The sequence below is a fragment of the Actinocorallia aurea genome (assembly GCF_054783995.1).
In genome coordinates, this window is the sequence record NZ_BAAGPQ010000002.1 from 1193617 (window position 1) to 1211764 (window position 18148).

The 18148-nt window shown below is 71.2% G+C and carries 20 protein-coding genes and 1 tRNA gene; 4 read left to right on the plus strand and 17 right to left on the minus strand.

Annotated elements, in window-relative coordinates:
• Nucleotides 1–36 precede the first annotated feature (36 nt).
• The 8 genes from ACYVOM_RS05735 to kdpF all read right to left on the minus strand — a co-directional run bounded on the left by ACYVOM_RS05735 (nucleotide 37) and on the right by kdpF (nucleotide 9166).
• Complete coding sequence (locus ACYVOM_RS05735; protein ID WP_460302150.1) at nucleotides 37–285, minus strand: Lrp/AsnC ligand binding domain-containing protein; 249 nt, start codon at nucleotides 283–285, stop codon at nucleotides 37–39.
• Nucleotides 282–542, minus strand: a complete 261-nt coding sequence (locus ACYVOM_RS05740) for an SAV_915 family protein (protein ID WP_460302151.1) — start codon at nucleotides 540–542, stop codon at nucleotides 282–284. The genes ACYVOM_RS05735 and ACYVOM_RS05740 overlap by 4 nt, the downstream gene beginning before the upstream one ends.
• Nucleotides 543–723: 181 nt before the next feature.
• Nucleotides 724–1404 carry a response regulator gene (locus ACYVOM_RS05745; protein WP_460302152.1) on the minus strand — a complete coding sequence of 227 codons (681 nt, stop codon included), beginning with the start codon at nucleotides 1402–1404 and terminating at the stop codon, nucleotides 724–726.
• A gap of 391 nt (nucleotides 1405–1795) precedes the next feature.
• Nucleotides 1796–4324, minus strand: coding sequence for a DUF4118 domain-containing protein (locus tag ACYVOM_RS05750; RefSeq protein ID WP_460302153.1), 2529 nt, complete (start codon nucleotides 4322–4324; stop codon nucleotides 1796–1798).
• 89 nt (nucleotides 4325–4413) lie between these two features.
• Nucleotides 4414–5313, minus strand: coding sequence for a potassium-transporting ATPase subunit C (locus tag ACYVOM_RS05755; protein WP_460302154.1), 900 nt, complete (start codon nucleotides 5311–5313; stop codon nucleotides 4414–4416).
• Nucleotides 5313–7412, minus strand: coding sequence for a potassium-transporting ATPase subunit KdpB (gene kdpB, locus ACYVOM_RS05760; RefSeq protein ID WP_460302155.1), 2100 nt, complete (start codon nucleotides 7410–7412; stop codon nucleotides 5313–5315). Before kdpB ends, ACYVOM_RS05755 begins: the two co-directional genes overlap by 1 nt.
• On the minus strand, nucleotides 7412–9076 hold the full coding sequence (kdpA, locus tag ACYVOM_RS05765; RefSeq protein ID WP_460302156.1) for a potassium-transporting ATPase subunit KdpA: 1665 nt from the start codon (nucleotides 9074–9076) through the stop codon (nucleotides 7412–7414). The genes kdpB and kdpA overlap by 1 nt, the downstream gene beginning before the upstream one ends.
• Nucleotides 9077–9166, minus strand: a complete 90-nt coding sequence (gene kdpF, locus ACYVOM_RS05770) for a K(+)-transporting ATPase subunit F (protein WP_460302157.1) — start codon at nucleotides 9164–9166, stop codon at nucleotides 9077–9079.
• A 391-nt stretch (nucleotides 9167–9557) separates the two neighbouring features.
• On the opposite strand from kdpF, the gene ACYVOM_RS05775 reads away from it, so the two are divergent.
• A complete protein-coding gene (locus ACYVOM_RS05775; RefSeq protein WP_460302158.1) occupies nucleotides 9558–9956 on the plus strand; it encodes a hypothetical protein in 399 nt (132 codons plus the stop codon).
• A 115-nt stretch (nucleotides 9957–10071) separates the two neighbouring features.
• Here the strand turns inward: ACYVOM_RS05775 and ACYVOM_RS05780 are convergent, their stop codons facing one another.
• Nucleotides 10072–10566 carry a YajQ family cyclic di-GMP-binding protein gene (locus ACYVOM_RS05780; RefSeq protein WP_460302159.1) on the minus strand — a complete coding sequence of 165 codons (495 nt, stop codon included), beginning with the start codon at nucleotides 10564–10566 and terminating at the stop codon, nucleotides 10072–10074.
• A gap of 127 nt (nucleotides 10567–10693) precedes the next feature.
• Here ACYVOM_RS05780 and ACYVOM_RS05785 point away from each other — a divergent pair.
• Together ACYVOM_RS05785 and ACYVOM_RS05790 are read left to right on the plus strand one after the other, a co-directional pair.
• Nucleotides 10694–10775: transfer RNA gene (locus tag ACYVOM_RS05785), tRNA-Tyr, on the plus strand.
• Nucleotides 10776–11056: 281 nt separating this feature from the next.
• Nucleotides 11057–11389: a DUF2516 family protein gene (locus ACYVOM_RS05790; RefSeq protein WP_460302160.1), complete on the plus strand. Its 333-nt coding sequence runs from the start codon at nucleotides 11057–11059 to the stop codon at nucleotides 11387–11389.
• Nucleotides 11390–11410: 21 nt separating this feature from the next.
• On the opposite strand, the gene ACYVOM_RS05795 is transcribed toward ACYVOM_RS05790, so the two are convergent.
• The 4 genes from ACYVOM_RS05795 to ACYVOM_RS05810 form a co-directional block, all read right to left on the minus strand.
• Complete coding sequence (locus ACYVOM_RS05795) at nucleotides 11411–12049, minus strand: SGNH/GDSL hydrolase family protein (protein ID WP_460302161.1); 639 nt, start codon at nucleotides 12047–12049, stop codon at nucleotides 11411–11413.
• 271 nt (nucleotides 12050–12320) lie between these two features.
• A complete protein-coding gene (locus ACYVOM_RS05800; RefSeq protein WP_460302162.1) occupies nucleotides 12321–13202 on the minus strand; it encodes a M56 family metallopeptidase in 882 nt (293 codons plus the stop codon).
• Nucleotides 13203–13239: 37 nt separating this feature from the next.
• The gene (locus ACYVOM_RS05805; protein WP_460302163.1) at nucleotides 13240–13590 is read right to left on the minus strand and encodes a BlaI/MecI/CopY family transcriptional regulator; all 351 of its coding nucleotides are present in this window, start codon (nucleotides 13588–13590) and stop codon (nucleotides 13240–13242) included.
• 329 nt (nucleotides 13591–13919) lie between these two features.
• Nucleotides 13920–14876: an asparaginase gene (locus tag ACYVOM_RS05810; protein WP_460302164.1), complete on the minus strand. Its 957-nt coding sequence runs from the start codon at nucleotides 14874–14876 to the stop codon at nucleotides 13920–13922.
• Nucleotides 14877–14929: 53 nt separating this feature from the next.
• Between ACYVOM_RS05810 and dtd the strand changes: the two genes are divergently transcribed.
• Nucleotides 14930–15355, plus strand: a complete 426-nt coding sequence (gene dtd / locus ACYVOM_RS05815) for a D-aminoacyl-tRNA deacylase (protein ID WP_460302165.1) — start codon at nucleotides 14930–14932, stop codon at nucleotides 15353–15355.
• A 76-nt stretch (nucleotides 15356–15431) separates the two neighbouring features.
• Here the strand turns inward: dtd and ACYVOM_RS05820 are convergent, their stop codons facing one another.
• The 4 genes from ACYVOM_RS05820 to ACYVOM_RS05835 all read right to left on the minus strand — a co-directional run bounded on the left by ACYVOM_RS05820 (nucleotide 15432) and on the right by ACYVOM_RS05835 (nucleotide 18125).
• Entirely contained in the window at nucleotides 15432–15899 is a 468-nt protein-coding gene (locus tag ACYVOM_RS05820; protein ID WP_460302166.1) for a hypothetical protein, read from the minus strand.
• Nucleotides 15900–15968: 69 nt separating this feature from the next.
• The gene (gene ygfZ / locus ACYVOM_RS05825; RefSeq protein ID WP_460302167.1) at nucleotides 15969–16913 is read right to left on the minus strand and encodes a CAF17-like 4Fe-4S cluster assembly/insertion protein YgfZ; all 945 of its coding nucleotides are present in this window, start codon (nucleotides 16911–16913) and stop codon (nucleotides 15969–15971) included.
• Nucleotides 16910–17326, minus strand: a complete 417-nt coding sequence (locus ACYVOM_RS05830) for a Fur family transcriptional regulator (RefSeq protein WP_460302168.1) — start codon at nucleotides 17324–17326, stop codon at nucleotides 16910–16912. Before ACYVOM_RS05830 ends, ygfZ begins: the two co-directional genes overlap by 4 nt.
• A gap of 268 nt (nucleotides 17327–17594) precedes the next feature.
• Nucleotides 17595–18125, minus strand: coding sequence for a heme-binding beta-barrel domain-containing protein (locus ACYVOM_RS05835; RefSeq protein ID WP_460302169.1), 531 nt, complete (start codon nucleotides 18123–18125; stop codon nucleotides 17595–17597).
• Between the last annotated feature and the right edge of the window lie 23 nt (nucleotides 18126–18148).

An 18148-nucleotide genomic window follows, 5' to 3' on the forward strand; every position in this document is an offset into this window, starting at 1 on the left:
TTGGTCGGTCCTTCGTCGTGGCGGGATACGTCCCGGTCACGGAGGTGCGAGCTCGTGGAGGACGAGCGCGGTGTGGGTGGTCTGCGCGCCGCCCCTGTGCCGCAGCGAGGCGAGTTCGTCGTTGAGCGCGGGGAGGTTCGGGCAGGAGATGCGGAGCGTGTAGTCGTCGTCTCCGGCGATCGCCCAGAGTGTGCGCACCGAGGGGCGGCGCAGCGCCCAGCGCTCGAACGCCTCGGCCGCGGTGCCGTCGGTGAGCCGGACCCGGACGAGCGCGACGACGCTCACGCCGCGCTCCGCACGGGAGCAAGGATCCCGCTCGCGGCCGGGACGAGGACGGCCGGGTCGAGCGCCCCCGCGACGTCGACCCGGATCTCGGTGACGCCGAGCGGGGCGAGCATCGCGCGCAGCGCGGCCGGGGCGAGCCTGATCGCGGGGTGCCCGGTGCCGAGGACGCGGTCCAAGGCGTCGCGGCAGGTGAACGCCAGCGCGACGCGCGGGCCCTCGGGCAGTCGGCCGAAACGCAGGGTGACGGCACCCGACACGTTGTTACCGACGGGTATCCACAGGGGCGGTTCGCACGGGAGTTCGTTTCTTGCTGGGATGGGGTCCATGAGAGCGACGCTAGGCGCGCGAGGCGCGGATTTTCGGAGGTCATACGCCTTAAATACGGGCAGGCCGCCCATTCCTGACGGATCCCTGACGGGGTCCGCCAGGACGGTGCGGTCACGGCTGGAAGCGATAGCCCATGCCCGGTTCGGTCAGCAGCTGGCGGGGGCGACTCGGCTCGGGCTCCAGTTTGCGGCGGAGCTGCGCCATGTACTGGCGCAGGTAGTGCGTCTCGCGCGCGCAGCCGGGCCCCCAGACCTCGATGAGGAGCTGCCGGCCGCTCACCAGCTTGCCGGGATGCGCGGCCAGCACGTCCAGCAGCCGCCACTCGGTGGGCGTCAGCCGCACGGCGGACACCCCGTCGTCGCCGGTCACCGTCCTGGCGTCCAGGTCGACGCTGTGCCGCCCGATCCGCACGGTGCGCGGCAGCCCGTCCGGCGGCCGCCGCCGGATCACCGCCCCGATCCTGGCGACGAGTTCGGCCATCCCGAACGGCTTGGTCACGTAGTCGTCGGCGCCCGCCTCCAGCGCCCGCACCTTGTCGCGCCCTTCCGCCCGCCCCGACAACACGATCACAGGCACCGCGGTCCAGCCGCGCAGACTCCGCAGCACCTCCATCCCGTCCAGGCCGGGCAGCCCGAGATCCAGCACCACGAGTTCGGGCGCCGCCGCGGCCACGGCCCGCAACGCCTCCGTCCCGTCGGCGGCGACGACCACGTCATGCCCCCGCGCCCGCAGATTGATCCGCAACGCCCGAAGCAACTGCGGCTCATCATCGACCACCAGAATCCGGCTCATCGAACCTCCCAGGGAGCACAGAAGAAACTGTCGCGACAACGCCTTCGGAAACGCCTTCCAGGCCACCGCGCGGGTCCCACCACGAACGCGGGGCCGGACGACCGCCCAGGCCCCCGAGCACCCCGACCACGCGGGCCGGCCAGGTCGCGAGGCGGTGCCGCCCGGGTGCAGGAGGGCTTCTTTCGCACGGTGGCACGGGTCCGCTCCCGGACCTGCCTCGCAAGGCGTGGAACGCGCCGCGGGGAAGGGCCGCGTTCGTGTGGGGGCGGGCGGCGAGGCGACGGGCTCGGCGGCATTCGCCCGGGCGCGGAACCGCACTGGGGCGGAGCGGCACGTGCCCCGGCCCGGGAACGGGCCGGCCCGGGGCAGCGCCGTGGCGTGGTGGTGCGGGTCAGGTGGGCCCGTGGGGGACGGCGGGGAGGGAGATGATCATGGTGAGGCCGCCGCCGGGGGTGTCCTCGGGGATGAGTTCGCCGGACATGGCCTCGGTGAGGCCGCGGGAGAGGGCCAGGCCGAGGCCGACGCCGGTGTGGTTGTCGCGGTCGTCGAGGCGCTGGAAGGGGAGGAAGACCCGGTCGCGGTCGCCCGGGGCGATGCCCGGGCCGCGGTCGGCGATCCGCAGCTCCACCCGGTCGCGGATCGCGCTCGCGGTGACCAGCACGGGCTCGTCCGGCGGGCTGTGCCGCACCGCGTTCGCCAGCAGGTTCACCAGGACGCGTTCCAGGAGCGCCGGGTCGGCCTGCACTTCTGGAAGGTCCGGATCGAGGGAGATCAGGACGCCGCCGGTGCCCAGGTCGTCCAGCGCGGTTGGCACGAGTTCGGCGAGGGAGAGGGGGCTCAGCGCCATGCCGAGGACGCCCGCCTGGAGGCGGCTCATGTCCAGGAGGTTCACGACGAGCCGGTCCAGCCGGTCCAGCGATAGCCGCGCGGTGTCGAGGAGTTCGGCCCGCTCGTCGGGGGTCCAGGCGATCTCCTCGTTGACGAGGCTCTCGACGGCGGCCTTCGCCGACGCCAGCGGGGTGCGCAGGTCGTGGCTGACGGCGTTCAGCAGGGCGGTGCGCATCTTGTCGGCGGCCTCCAGCGGGCCGGCCTTCTCCGCCTCCGCCTGGAGCCTCTGCTGGCGCAGCGCGCCCGCGGACTGCACGGCGAACGCCTCCAGCACCCGCCGGTCGCGCGCCGGCAGCGGTCTGCCCCGGATCGCCAGGACGAGGCCCTCGCCGACCCCGATCTCGGTGTCGCCCTCCCCCGGCGCCGTGCACGGCCGCCCGCCGACGGTGGCGACGACCCGCCAGTCCTCGGGGTCGCCGTGGCTGCCGGGGGTGGCGGGCGCGGTGCTCTCCAGCAGCGTCACCGCGTCCAGCCCGAAGGTCTCGCGGAGCCGTCCGAGCAGGCTGTCCAGCGCGTGCTCGCCGCGCAGCACGTTGCCCGCGAGCGCCGACAGCGTCGCGGCCTCCACGCCGAGCGCGGCGGCCTCGCGGGTGCGCCGCGCCGCGACGTCCACGACGACGCTGACCCCGAGCCCCACCAGCACGAAGACGGCCAAGGCGATGAGGTTCTCGTTCGCCGAGATGGTGAAGCGGTGGATCGGCGGCGTGAAGAACCAGTTGAGGAGGAGGAACCCGAAGACCGCGGTGAACAGGGCGGGCCACATGCCGCCGATGAGCGCCACGCCCACGACCGCGGCGAGGAAGAACAGGATGTCGCTGGGCAGCGTCAGCACGTCCCCGGCGAGGTGGAGCCCGACCGTCAGCAGCGGCAGCCCGACCAGCGACACCGCGAAGGCGGCGAGCCTGCGCCGCGTCGAAAGCCCCCTGTCGGCGGTGGGGCGCCGCACCCCCTGGTGCACCTGCTCGTGCGTGACCATGTGCACGTCGATCGAGCCGGACAGCGCGGTCGTCGTCACACCGATGCCGGGGCGCAGGAGCTGGGCGAACCTGCCGCGCCGCGACACGCCGAGGACGAGCTGGGTGGCGTTGACGGCGCGGGCGAAGTCCAGCAGCGCCCGCGGCACGTCCTCGCCGACGACCTGGTGGTACGTCCCGCCGAGCCCTTCGACGGTCTCGCGCTGCCGGGCGAGGTGCCGCGGCCGGGATCCGCCCAGGCCGTCCCCGCGCGCCACGTGCACGGCCAGCAGGTCGGCGCCCTTGGTGCGGGCGGCGATCCGGGCGGCGCGGCGCAGCAGCGTGTCGCCCTCCGGACCGCCGGTCAGCGCGACGACGACGCGTTCGCGGGCCTCCCAGGTGCCGCCGATGCCGTGTTCGCTGCGGTATCTGTCGAGCTGGTCGTCGACGGATCCGGCGAGCCACAACAGCGCCAGCTCGCGCAGTGCCGTGAGGTTCCCGACACGGAAGTAGTTCGACAGCGCCGCGTCGACCTTCTCCGGCGCGTAGATGTTGCCGTGCGCCATCCGGCGGCGCAGCGACTCCGGCGCCATGTCGACGAGTTCGACCTGGTCGGCGCGCCGCACGACCTCGTCGGGCACGGTCTCGCGCTGCGGCACGCCCGTGATGCCCTCGACGACGTCGTTGAGCGACTCCAGATGCTGGATGTTGACCGTGGTGACCACGTCGATCCCGGCGTCGAGGACCTGCTCGATGTCCTGCCAGCGCTTGGCGTGGGCGCCGCCGGGGACGTTGGTGTGCGCGAGTTCGTCGATCAGCGCGACGGCGGGGGCGCGCCGGAGCAGTTCGGCGACGTCCAGCTCGGTGAACTCCGCGCCGCGGTAGGAGACGGTCTTGCGCGGCAGGATCTCCAGGCCGTCGAGCATCTCGGCGGTCTTCGCCCTGCCGTGCGTCTCGACGAACCCGACGACGACGTCGGTGCCCCGCTCCAGCCGGCGGGCGCCTTCGGACAGCATCGCGTAGGTCTTGCCGACGCCGGGCGCGGCGCCCAGGTAGATGCGGAGCTTCCCCCTGGCCATGGCGTCCGTCCTTTCCCGGCTCGTGGGGCCGTCCCCTGCGGGGCGGCCCCCTGTACTCCAAGCGCCGTCCGTCAGCGCGTGTTCCCTGCTCAGCCCTGGAAGGGCGCGGCCTTGTCCAGCGCGGTGTTCAACTCCAGCACGTTCACGACGGGTTCGCCCATGAAGCCGAGGGCGCGGCCCGTCGTGTGCGCGTCGATGAGCGCGGTCACGTCGGCGACGGGCACACCGCGGGTCTCGGCGACCCGCCCGGCCTGGAGCGCGGCGTAGGCGACCGAAATGTGCGGGTCGAGCCCGGAGCCGCTGGCGGTCACCGCGTCGGCGGGCACGGCGGGCTCGGCGGGCGCGTCGCCCCTGACCGGCACGATCTGCCCGGTCGCGTAGTCCTCGCCGTAGGCGGCGCACTCGACCTTGACGCCCTTGTACTCGCCGATGAAGGGCGCGGCCGGGCACGCCTGGTTGACGCTGACGACCCGGGTGGGCTTCGAGACGATTCCGGCGGCGTCGCGCGGCCCCATCACCGAGAGGACCGCGCCGACGCCGTCGCCGGTGCAGTAGGGCCGCGACCCGTCCACGCCTTCGAGCGCGCCGACGGCCGCGCTGCGGGCGCAGACCGTGGTCAGCAGGGACGTCCGGGCGTTCGCGTCCTCCTTGCCCGCCGCGGTGAGCGCGGGGTCGGGCAGGGTGTCCACGACGTCCTCGGGGCCGAGGTTGCTCGCGGACGTCGCCATCGGGTCGTAGCCGTCGCCCGCGTTGGACGCCCGGCTCTGGAAGTACTGCTTGAGCGGGTTGCCTTCGGCGTCGGTGAACGACTGGCCTATCAGGGCGCTGCCGGAGGAGATAAGGGAGCCGTCCGCCTTGTCCTTCAGGCCGGGCAGCTGGGCGATCGCCGTGATGGCGAGCGGGTACGCGAGGCCGAGGACGACGGTGAAGACGACGAGCGCCCTCAGTGCGGCGACGTGCTGGCGGAGCCAGCCGGGCATGGTGTTCATCAGGAGATCCCCGGGACGAACTGGATGAGAAGGTCGATGATCTTGATGCCGACGAAGGGGGCGATGACGCCGCCGAGCCCGTAGACCAGGAGGTTGCGGCTGAGCAGCTGCGACGCCGACGAGGGCCGGTACCGCACGCCGCGCAGCGCCAGCGGGATGAGCGCGATGATGACCAGGGCGTTGAAGATGACCGCCGAGAGGATCGCCGACTGCGGACTGGCCAGCCGCATGATGTTGAGGGCTTCGAGGCCGGGGAACAGCGCCACGAACATCGCCGGGATGATGGCGAAGTACTTGGCGACGTCGTTGGCGATCGAGAACGTGGTGAGCGCGCCGCGCGTGATGAGCAGCTGCTTGCCGATCTCGACGATCTCGATGAGCTTGGTCGGGTCGGAGTCCAGGTCGACCATGTTCCCGGCCTCCTTGGCGGCGGAGGTGCCGGTGTTCATGGCGACGCCGACGTCGGCCTGGGCGAGGGCGGGGGCGTCGTTGGTGCCGTCGCCGGTCATCGCGACGAGCCTGCCGCCCTCCTGCTCGGCCTTGATGAAGGCCATCTTGTCCTCGGGCTTGGCCTCGGCGAGGAAGTCGTCGACACCGGCCTCTTCGGCGATCGCCTTGGCCGTCAACGGGTTGTCGCCGGTGACCATGATCGTCTTGATGCCCATGGCGCGCATGTGGTCGAAGCGCTCGCGCATCCCGGCCTTGACGACGTCCTTGAGCCGGATGACGCCGAGGACCCGCGCCCTGCCGTCGGCGAGTTCGCCGACGGCGAGGGGCGTGCCGCCACTCGCGGCGATGCCGTCCACGACGTCGCCGAGCGCGGGCGTCACGGTGCCGCCGTTGGCCCGCACCCAGTCGGTGACGGCGCTGGCCGCGCCCTTGCGGAGCAGCCTTCCGTCGAGGTCGACGCCGGACATCCGCGTCTGCGCCGCGAACGGCACCCAGGTGGCCTGGGCGAGTTCGCCCGCGTGGCGTTCCCGTAGTCCGTGCGCCTCCTTGGCGTGCACGACGATCGACCTGCCTTCCGGCGTCTCGTCGGCCAGCGAGGAGAGCTGCGCGGCGTCGGCGAGTTCGGCGTCGGAGACCCCGCCCACGGGGATGAACTCCGAGGCCTGCCGGTTGCCGAGCGTGATCGTGCCGGTCTTGTCGAGCAGCAGCGTGTCGACGTCTCCGGCGGCCTCCACGGCCCGGCCCGACATCGCCAGCACGTTGCGCTGGACGAGCCGGTCCATGCCCGCGATGCCGATCGCCGAGAGCAGCGCCCCGATCGTGGTCGGGATGAGGCAGACGAGCAGCGCCACCAGGACGATGCCGGTCACACCGCTGGCGTCGAGCGAGGCGCTGTCGGCGACGCCCGGGTTGTTCGCCTTCGAGAAGATCGCCAGTGGCTGCATCGTCGCCACGGCCACCAGGAAGATGATCGTGAGCGCCGCGAGCAGGATGTTCAGCGCGATCTCGTTCGGCGTCTTCTGCCGGGACGCGCCCTCGACGAGCGCGATCATCTTGTCGATGAAGGACTCGCCGGGCTTCTGGGTGATCCGCACGATGATCCGGTCGGACAGCACCTTGGTGCCGCCCGTCACGGCGCTGCGGTCGCCGCCCGACTCGCGGATGACCGGGGCGGACTCGCCGGTGATGGCCGACTCGTCGACGCTGGCGATGCCCTCGACGACGTCGCCGTCACCGGGGATGATCTCCCCCGCCTCGACGACCACGACGTCGCCCTGGCGCAGTTCGGCGGCGGGCACCTGCTCGGCGCCCGTAGCCGCGTCGCCGGGCTTCCAGGAGCCCAGCCTCCGCGCGACGGTGTCCTTCTTGGCCTTGCGCAGCGTGTCGGCCTGCGCCTTGCCGCGCCCTTCCGCGACGGCCTCGGCAAGGTTCGCGAAGAGCACGGTGAGCCAGAGCCAGACCGCGATGAGGACGGAGAAGACCGAGGGGTCCGTGACGGCCAGGACCGTCGACCAGACCGCACCGATCTCCACGATCAGCATGACGGGGTTGCGCCACATGACGCGCGGGTCGAGCTTGCGCGCGGCGCCGGGCAGGGAGGTGAGGAGGAGCTTCGGATCGAGCAGACCGCTCTTGACCTGGGCGGACATCAGAGGTGGATCCCTTCCGCGAGGGGCCCGAGGGCGAGCGCGGGGAAGAAGGTGAGGGCGACGAGGATGAGGGTGACGCCCGCGAGCATCCCGACGAACTGCGGCCGGTGCGTCGGCAGCGTCCCCGGAGAGGCCGGGACCGGCGTCTGGCGGGCCAGCGAACCGGCCAGGGCCAGCGCGAGGATGAGCGGCAGGAACCGTCCGAGGACCATCGCCAGGCCGAGCGCGACATCGTAGAACGGGGTGTTCACGGTGATCCCGGCGAAGGCGGAGCCGTTGTTGTTGGCCGCCGAGGTGAACGCGTAGAGCACCTCCGACAGGCCGTGCGGCCCGGAGTTGAGCATGCTCGCGCGCGGTCCAGGGAAGGCCATCGCGATGCCCGTCCCGACGAGCACGAGGACCGGGGTCGTCAGGAAGTAGAGCGACGCGAGCTTCATCTCGCGCGCGCCGATCTTCTTGCCGAGGTACTCCGGCGTCCGCCCGACCATCAGGCCGGCGACGAACACGGTGATGATCGCGAGGATGAGCATGCCGTACAGGCCGGATCCCACACCGCCCGGCGCGACCTCGCCGACCATCATGTTGAGCATCGTCACCGCGCCGCCGAGCGAGGTGTAGGAGTCGTGGAACGAGTTCACGGCGCCCGTCGAGGTGAGGGTGGTCGCGGCGGCGAACGTCGCGGAGTTCGCGACGCCGAACCGCGTCTCGGTGCCCTCGGTCGCGGCGGCGACGGCTTCGGGAACCGTGCCGTGATGGGCGATCTGGGCGGCGTTCAGCGCGATGACACTGACCAGCGCCAGCGCGCCCATGGCCGCGAGGATCGCGTAGCCCTGCCGCTTGTCGCCGACCATCTTGCCGAAGGTGCGGGGCAGCGTGAACGGGATCACCAGGAGGAGGAAGATCTCGACCCAGTTCGTCCAGGAGGTGGGGTTCTCGAACGGGTGGGCGGAGTTGGCGTTGTAGAAGCCGCCGCCGTTGGTGCCGAGTTCCTTGATCGCCTCCTGCGACGCCACGGGGCCGCCGGTGATCGTCTGCGATCCGCCGGTGAGCGTCGTGACGGCGTGCGGATCGACGAAGTTCTGGATCGCGCCGCCCGCGATGAGGACGATCGCGGCGACCGCGGCGATCGGCAGCAGCACCCGGAGGACGGCGCGGGTCATGTCGACCCAGAAGTTGCCGAGTTCCTCGGTCCTGCGGCGTGTGAAGCCCCGCACGAAGGCGATCGCGACGGCGATCCCGACGGCCGCGGAGACGAAGTTCTGCACGGCCAGCGCCGCCATCTGGACGAGGTACCCCATGGTGTTCTCACCGGAGTAGGCCTGCCAGTTGGTGTTCGTCACGAAGCTGATCGCGGTGTTCCACGCGACGTGCGAGGTGACGTTCTCGAAGCCCAGGCTCAGCAGGAGGTGGCTCTGCAACCTCTGCAGCCCGTAGACGACGAGCACGGAGACCAGTGAGAAGGCGAGCACCGACCTGGCGTAGACGCTCCACGTCTGCTCGCCCTCGGGGTCCACCCCTACGGCCTTGTAGACGCCGCGCTCTATCCGGCTGTGCTTCTTCGTGGTGAAGACGCGGTGCATGTAGTCGCCCAGTGGCACGTGGACCAAGGCGAGGGCGAGGATGAGGGATCCGATGAAGAGGATCCCGGCGGTCGTGGGGCCCATCTAGAACTTCTCCGGACGCAGCAGGGCGATGACGAGGAGGACGACCAGCCCCGCGGCCAGCACCAGACCGACGATGTTGTCTGCGCTCACAGCCGGCCCACCGCCTTCACCACGAGGCCGAGGATCGCGAAGACCGCGAGGGTCAGCACGACCAGAGCGAGATCTGCCATGACTTCTCCTGGAACGGCCCGGTCGCCCGGGCTGCATGTGTTCTTGCCCTCGCAGACAACACCCGAAATCGCCCGTTCTGCGGCTCCCTGACGGCTTCCCTACGCACTCCGCCCGGAATCTTGACGCTTTCCCTACGCGGGCGCGCCGGGTCCGTCAGGTGATGCGAGATTCCCGGGCACACCGGGACGAGAGGCCCATGCAGGGGTGTCCCGCCCACAGCGACGATGGCCGCTGCGCGTTCGGCGAGGGGGAGCCGGGCGGCCAGGAAGGCCGCAGCGCGCGCGAGGGCTCAGCGCACGGGAGGCGAAGGATGGGCACGCAAGAAGAGATCACCGTACGGTTCAACCCCGCGATCGGCTGGGGATTCGTCGCGGGGGCCGTGATCATCCTGGGGATGACGCTCGTCACGATCGAGGACACCGGGATCGTCGGATTCGCGCCGGTCGTCACGATCCTGGCGGTGGGGGTCCGGTTCCTGACCCAGCGGAACCTCGCCTACGACCCGGCCATGAAGCGCCTGGTCGTCGGCAACGGCCGCGCCGAGCGGACCTACCAGCCCCACGGCACGGAAAGGCTCCTCGTCGAAGACGGGCGCATCGTCTTCGTCGGGTCCGACGGAGCCCGCAAGAAGGTGCCGGCCACCCGCACCTGGGCGGACCGGCCGCAATGGGACCGGGTCGTGGAGGCCATCGAGGCCGACGCGGCCTAGCGGGGCGGCCTCGCGGCGGACGGGCGGGAGTGTCGGCTCACCCGGCCCGCCCCGGCGGCCGGGCGGCGGGCGGGCTCCCCGTCCGCCGCCCCTCGCACCGGCACCGCCGCGCGCTCTAGCGGTAGTTCACGAACTGGAGGGCCACGTCGAGGTCCTCCTTGCCCTTCAGCAGCGCGATGACCTCCTGGAGTTCGTCGCGCTTCTTGGAGCTGACCCGCAGCTCCTCGCCCTGGATCTGGGCCTTGACGCCCTTCGGGCCTTCCTCGCGGATGATCTTGCTGATCTTCTTCGCGTTCTCCTGGGAGATCCCCTCCTTGAGGTTCACCCCGATCTTGTAGAGCTTGCCCGAGGCCTTCGGCTCCCCCGCGTCGAGGATCTTCAGCGACAGGCCGCGCTTGATCAGCTTCTCCTTGAACACGTCGAGGACGGCCAGCGCCCGCTCCTCGCTGTTCGCCTGGATCTCGATGGACTCGCCCGACCAGCGGATCCCGGCGTCCACGTTCCGGAAGTCGAACCGGTTCCCGACCTCCTTCACCGCCTGGTTCAGCGCGTTGTCGGTCTCCTGCTTGTCCAGCTTCGACACGATGTCGAACGAACTGTCCCCAGCCACACCCAACTCCTCACTCACAAACCTTGATCCCCCCAGTCTCTCAGCCCCGCCCGCGCCCCCGCCCCACAACCCGCGTGCCGACCACTCCCTACATCCGCTAGTATTTCTGACGTCGCAAGCGACGCAAGGCGGTTTGCCCGAGTGGCCAAAGGGAGCAGACTGTAAATCTGTCGGCGTAGCCTACGGTGGTTCGAACCCACCAGCCGCCACCTTGCGAAGAAGGGCCCCTGACCTGGGACAACGGGTCAGGGGCCCTTCGTTGTTCTGTCCGGGTGTCACCGGCCCTGATCGGCCCCCTACGGATGATCGTGCGCAATACGCGCGGAAGTTCTGTGCCTCATCCGCCGGGGCGCCGGTGCCGCTCCATGGCCTCCAAGATCCTGCGCTCGGACTCCTCCCGACTCCCAGAGATCACCTTGACGCGTCCTCCCAGGGGGAGGGAGGGGGCGCGAATCTTTTGTAGTGTGGCGGGAGGGCTTGAGGAAGGGTGATGATCATGGTGGACAGCGTCTTCGGGATGGCTCTCCGCATCCTCGCGGTCATCGCGTTCGTCCTGGAGGTGTGGGCGCTGATCGACGCGACCCGGCGGCCGGCCGACGCGTTCCCCGCGGCCAACAAGCAGACGAAGAAGCTCTGGCTCATCATCCTCGGTGTGGCGGTCTTCTTCGGCCTGCTCTCGGCCTTCGGGGGGATGGGCGCGCTCGCGATCTTCTCGCTCGCCGCGTTCGTGGCGGCGGTGATCTACCTGGCGGACATCCGTCCCGCGCTCAAGGAGTACGGGACGGGCGGCGGCCGCCGGATGGGCCCATACGGCCCCTGGTAGAAGGTCGGCGGAAGCGCGCGGTCAGCCTTCGCCGGGGTTCCGCTGCCCGAGGGCGGTGAGCGCCGCGGCGACACGGTCGGCGAGATAGGTGTGCCCGATGAGGGTCGGGTGGGTCTCGTCGCCTCCTATGTAGGCGGGCGCGTTTCCGGTGCCGTCGCTGACGTCGCCGGTGAACCACGCCTCGGCGAGCGGGTCGACGAACGGCACGCCCCGGCTCGCGGCGGCGTCCCGGACGGTGTCGCGGACGGCGAGGGCCCGCTCCGGAGGGGTGCCGCCCCAGATCGGGCCGATGACGACCAGGGGGACGTCCGGCCAGGTCCCGCGCACGTCGTCGAGGAGTCCGCCGACCGCCGTGCCGAGCGCTTCCGGGGCGGGGTCGCCCAGGGCGTCGTTGTGGCCGCCGACGATCAGTACGAGGTCGGGTGCGGGTCGCCAGCGGAGCTGGTCGGCGAACAGCCTGCCGAAGTTCTTGCCGATCTTTCCTTCGGCGACGAACCCCGTGCCCGCGTGGCCGCCGATGACGGGCTGCCAGCCCAGCTCCCGGGACAGGACCCCTGCGTACGTCTGTTCGGCTTCCACATCCCGGTATCCGGCCGTGTAGCTGTCTCCGAGGAACACGACGACGGGGGCCCGCTCGGGGGCCGCCTCGGTCGTGCTCACGCCCACCGGAATCGCCGCGCTACCTCCGCACCCGCTCAGGGCGAGCGCCAGCACCGATCCGAGCAACGCAACCCGCAAATCCCACGCTCCCGGGCCCGGACACCCGGTATCAGTCCGGGGATACCGAAAACCTACCGGGGCGATTCCGCCCGGGTTCTGCTCTTTCCGTAACTGCCCAGGAGGTGGGATCGGCGGTTGTCCACAGGGCGCGGAGCGATCTTGAAAAGTTTCGTGGAGGGTGGACCCATCCGGCCGGCGGGGAGGCCGGAGGTCAGTGGAGGGTCCAGAGCCCGAGCGGGCCGAGGACGAGGAGAAGGGAGGAGAACAGTGCGGCGGAACGTACCATCGTCGGCCGCGGCGCGGGATGCAGCAGGCGCTGGACGCGCGCCATGACGGCCCCGCCGTCGTGGGCCACGGCCAGGGCGCAGGAGGGGGCCGAGGCCGAGGGGGCGGTGGCGAAGCGGAGCAGGGCCTTGGCAAGTTCCTTCGGCGAGCGGTGCCGCAGGGCGCGGTCGTCGGCCCGCATCTCGATGAGCAGCGCCACCGAGTCAAGGATCCGGCCGACGAAGCCGATGCGCGGCAGGGAGGTGAAGGGCAGCAGCACCAGGTCGTGGCGCTCGCGCGCGTGGGCCACCTCGTGCGCGAGGACGGCTTCCAGCTCGCCGTCGTCGAGCAGTTCCAGCGTGCCGGCGCTGATCACGATCTTGGAGCGGACCCCGGGCACGCAGTAGGCGGCGGCGTCCGGGTGGTCGACGACCAGGGTGCCCTTGCGGCGGCCGCGGTCGGCGATCAGGCGCAGCAGCGCGCGGTGCCGGGCGCGGGCGCGCAGGACGCGCGCTCCGGACAGCAGGAGGGAGCCGATCAGCGAACCGGTGAGCGCCATGCCCGCGAGCAGCGCGAGCTGGCGGGGCAGCGACAGATGCAACCCGTCGTCGGGAAGGAGGAACAGGCCGTGCAGCACACCGCGGCCCAGCGGCTCAAGGGCGAAACCGAGCAGCGCCCCGATGGAGGCGAGGCCCCAGGCGAGGCCGAGCGCCTGCCACAGCAGGATGCCCGTGCGCGGGGTGCGCCAGGTCCAGCGGGCACGGGCGAGGAGATCGGCCGCGGGCACCGTCGCCAGAGCGATGAGCGCGAGCGCGACCCAGGTGCTCACGGGACGACCCGTGGGCTCTGGCAAGGGGACGGCGTGGTCACTCGAGCTCCTCAAGGACGCGCCGGAGCGCGGCCGCTTCGTCGCCGCTCACCGAGCGGGCGAAATGGGCGAGAGCGGCATCCCGGTCCCCGCTCATGGCCAGGGCGCCCAGCATCAGCTCGGCGACATAGCCCTCACGGGACTCGGCGGGGCGGTACGCCCAGGCGCGGCCCGAGCGTTCGCGGACGAGGAAGTCCTTCTTGGCAAGGCGGTCGAGCACCGTCATCACCGTGGTGTGGGCGAGGTCCCGATCGGCGAGCGCGCGGCTGACGTCGCGCGCCGTGGCCGGATCCTCCCGTGCCCAGAGGATCTCCATCACAGCGCGTTCAAGCTCTCCCAAACCCTTCACAAGCCGGATTCTACCTCCCGGTCACTACGCCCCGTAGTAGCCCTCGATCACACCCATATTAGATCCGATGTTCCATACCCGAACACCCCGAATCCACAACTATCCGCCCCTCCCCCCAAAGCAATATTACCGACGAGTAGCAGGTCACCGGCCCCTCCCGCCGGCCCCGCTCCGAACCTCCGAAGCCCGAGGCCAGGCCGCGCCCACCGCCGCGCAGGCACCCATGTGCCGAACCGCTCGCGGCCACGCCGAGGAAGGGGGCCGCCTGCACCTCCAGGTGCGCGGGCCTCTCGGTGGGCGCGTTTGGGCGCGGGTGTTCGGGGACGGGGTCAGAGGAGGGTGGGGGCGGGGTGGATGGAGCCCACGACGGAGGCGCCGCCGGTCACGGGGGTGGTGGAGCGGTGGTCGAGGACCGGGGAGGTGGTGCCCAGGAGGCGGAGGAGGGCGACGGTGACGGGGGTGCGGGCCCGGGTGGCGCCGTCGTCGATCTTGACGATGCCCGCGGAGCCGTCGGGGAGGGAGAAGGCGTCCACGCCTTCGGCGCCCGACTTCACGATGAGGCCGGGGACGTCGGACATGAGGGCGCGCTCGTCGCGGCGGGTGCCGGAGGTCCACTCGGGGTGGGCGCGCATCGCGGCGGCGACCCTCCCTTCGGGAGACTCCGGCGCGGCCTTCCCCAGCCTGTGGAAAGCGCGGGCGAGGCCGAGCGGGCTCAGCCCGAAGAGCGGCGCGCCGCAGCCGTCCACGCCGACCATGCCGACGCGCTCCCCCGCGAACTCCTCCAAGGTGTCTCGGACAGCGCGCTGGAGCGGGTGGGAGGCGTCCAGGTAGGAATCGATCGGCCAGCCGTTCGCCCGGCAGGTCGCGAGCATGGCCGCGTGCTTGCCCGAGCAGTTCATGTAGCGGCGGGCGGCCTCTCCCCCGTCGCGGACGAGGGCGCGTTCGACCTCGGCGTCCAGCGGCCAGTCCGGCGGGCAGCCGAGCGCCTCGAACGTCAGCCCCGCCGCCTCGAGGATCCGCGCGACGCCGGCGACGTGGAACGCCTCGCCCGAGTGGCTCGCCGCGGCCAAGGCCAGGAGTTCGCCTTCGAGTCCGAGGCCGTGCCGCAGCATCGCGACGGCCTGGAAGGGCTTCACCGTCGAGCGCGGGAACACCGCCGCGGTGACCGGCCCGAGCGCCCGGACGACCCGCCCGTCGCCGTCCAGCGCCACCGCGACGCCTCGGTGCCGCGACTCCACCACGCCCGACCGCTCGACCTCGACAAGGACCGGGTTCTCCGCATTCATGCCTCAAGATTAGGCGGTCTGCCGCGCCGGGACCGGCGTGGGAGACTTCTGTCATGCGTGCGGTGGTGCAGCGGGTCAGCGAGGCGGCGGTCCGGGTGGACGGCGAGGTCGTCGGCCGGATCGACGAGCCGGGCCTCATGGTCCTGGTCGGCGTCACCCACGACGACGACGCGGCCAAGGCCGCCAAGCTCGCCGCGAAGCTGTGGGGCCTGCGCGTCCTGGACGGCGAGAAGTCCTGCTCCGACGTGGCCGCCCCGCTCCTGGTGATCAGCCAGTTCACGCTCTACGGCGACACCCGCAAGGGCCGCCGTCCCTCGTGGCTGGACGCCGCCAAGGGCGACGTCGCCGAGCCGCTGGTCAACGCCGTCGTCGCCGAACTCCGCGCCCTCGGCGCCCAGGTGGAGACGGGCAGGTTCGGCGCCGACATGAAGGTCTCCCTGACCAACGACGGCCCGATCACCCTCGTCATCGACCTCTGACCGGCGCCCCCGAACGCTTCCGCGGCCCTCTTCGGCGCGGCCCGGACGGGCCGGCTGTGCCGCGCCGGAAGAAGTCCTAGAAGAAGAGGCCCCAGAGCATGCCGACCAGGGAGACGAAGAGGCCCGCGAAGGCCGCGTAGAGGATGTAGCGGTCCTGCTGGTCCAGGCGGTGGCGGATCTTCGGGGCGACGAGGACGACGCCTGTCGCCCGGTTAGGGTCCGACAGCTTCGGCTTGTAGAACGGGTTGGTGCGGCCGACGAGCTGCCAGAGGCCGTCGTTCTTGATGCCCTGGTGGTGGGCGTCGTGGGCGAACGCCCTGCCGCGGACGGGTTCGATGCATTCGTGGCCCTGCCGGGTCTTCACCCGGCAGCGGGTGCGCACCAGGCAGATCTCGTAGAAGCTCCACACCAGGAGGGTCAGGAGCAGCAGCCGCCAGCTCCAGGTGACGACGCCGAAGACGGCGAGCGCGGCGAACAGCAGCCACCACGCGATCTGCTCGACGTCCTGGCCGAATCCGCGCCGGGACGACTTCCGGGACACCATGACCGCGTACCGCCTTCTTCTCGAAGCGCTACCTCGATCTTCTCTTTATCCCATATTGACCGTCGACAATCACCTGCGACGCCCGCGCAGCGCCGGATCGATGGTCACGTTCGCCCCGGTGTCCGGCGACACGACGACCTCCTGGGCCGCCGCGATGCCGTCGGCGACGAGGGGCGCGTCCACCGGGAGCGCGCGCTTGACCAGCGCGAGGGCGATCGGCCCGAGTTCGTGGTGGCGGGCCGAGGAGCCGACGAAGCCGATCTGGCGGCCGTCGGCCTCCACCGCGGCGCCCCGGGCGGGCAGCCTGTCCTCGCTGCCGTCGAGGTGCAGGAACACCAGCCGGCGCGGCGGCCGGCCGAGGTTGTGGACGCGCGCGACCGTCTCCTGGCCCCGGTAGCAGCCCTTGTTGAGGTGCACGGCGGTGTCGATGAAGCCGATCTCGTGCGGGATGGTGCGGTGGTCGGTGTCGACGCCGAGGCGGGCCTTGTGGGCGGCGATCCGCAGCGCCTCGTACGCCCAGATCCCGGCGTCGGCGCGGCCGCTCGCCGTCCCGGCCGGGACGATCAGGCTGGTCGTGCCGGCGACGTCGGGCAGGCTCAGGGGGCCTTCCAGACCGGCTCCGGTCACCACGTCGTACTCGGCGGAGACGTCGGCGACCTCGACGCGCAGCAGGAACCGCATCCGGTCGAGGAAGGCGGCGAGGTCGGCGGCGGTGCCCGGCTCGACGTGCGCCCAGACCGACTCGCCGTCGTCGACGAGGTGGAGGTGGTGCTCGATGTGCCCGTTGGGCGACAGCAGCAGCGCCTCGCTGGCCTCCCCCGGAGCCAGGGCGGTCAGATGCTGGCTGAGCAGGCTGTGCAGCCACGAAAGGCGGTCCGGGCCACTGACCCGCACGACGCCCCGGTTGGACCGCACGACGGCGGCCTCACCGCTCTCCAGGCCCTTCTGCTCGGCGTAGGGGTCTCCAAAATGGGCGGCCAGCGCCTCATCCGGGGGATCTGCGTGAAACGTCATGAACGGCACTCCCTGCATCGGCCGAAGACCGTCAGATGGGGGACGTCGGTCTCGAACCCGTGACCCGCATCCAGGGCCGCGACGAGCCCTTCGGCGACGGACGGGGCGACGTCCTCGACCTTCCCGCATCCGCGGCAGCACAGATGGACGTGATCGGCCTCGTTGGCCAGGTGGTAGTTGGGCGGCCCGTGCCCGACGTGGGCGTGTTTGACCATGCCGAGCTCCTCCAGGAGCTCCAGCGTCCGGTACACCGTGGAGATGTTGACGCCCGTGGCGGTCCGCTGCACCTGGGCGCAGATCTCCTCCGGGGTCCCGTGCTCCAGCGCGGCCACGGCCTCCAAGACGAGCTGGCGCTGGGGCGTCACCCGGTATCCGTGCGCCCGCAGCTCCTCCTGCCACGTCGTCTCACCCATGCCACGATCCTATGTCCGGAAAAACCGTTTGCCTGCATGCCGGAACGTCGCATAGTTTCGGTCTCACGCAGGAAAGGAGGTGGTCCACGAAATGATTTCTTCGAGGACTTGCGAGGTGGCTGCTCGCTAGGAGCGCCGCAGCGGGACAAGCAGTCTCCTGGCGAATCTCCAGCAGACACCGGGTCCCCGGACCGCCGTCCAGTCCTGACGGCACCCGCCCCAAGGCGGAAGGTCCGGGGATTTTCCCTTTTCCGGCTGCTGCTCCGGGCTACTGCTGCGCCGGGGCCTTCTTGAGCTGCGCTGACATGTGGACCTGGAGGGGGTGGCCCAGGGCCGCCATCTCGTAGACCCAGCCGAGGTCGCGCTCGTCGTTACCCTCCTGGGCCGGGAAGAGGCCGTAGAGCCGCTTGCCGCCGGTGATCTCCTTGGCCGTCTCGGTGCGGGCGACGACGTCGGTCACCAGCTCGATCTTGTTGAAGGCGACCTCGCCGGTGTAGATCTCCTGGACCCCGGTCGGGTGCGACAGCAGCACCTCCACGTTCCGGCCACCGCCCGGCACCCGCCAGAACCCGGTCTCCATGGCCAGGGCCTCGCGCTGCTTGAAGTCCTCGTCCAGACGCCAGGTCCGGCTCGTGTAGATCAGGTAGGGCTTGCCGATGTGCGTGAAGGAGATCTGCTGGGTGAAGCGGAACTGCTCGATGCCCGGGTAGTCCCCGACGCCATCGCCCTCCCACGTCCCCACCAGCCACTCCAGGGCCTTCAGGTCGGGGTGCAACTCATGCTCGAACACGATCTCCATGTGACCAAGCGTAGCGTCGCGGA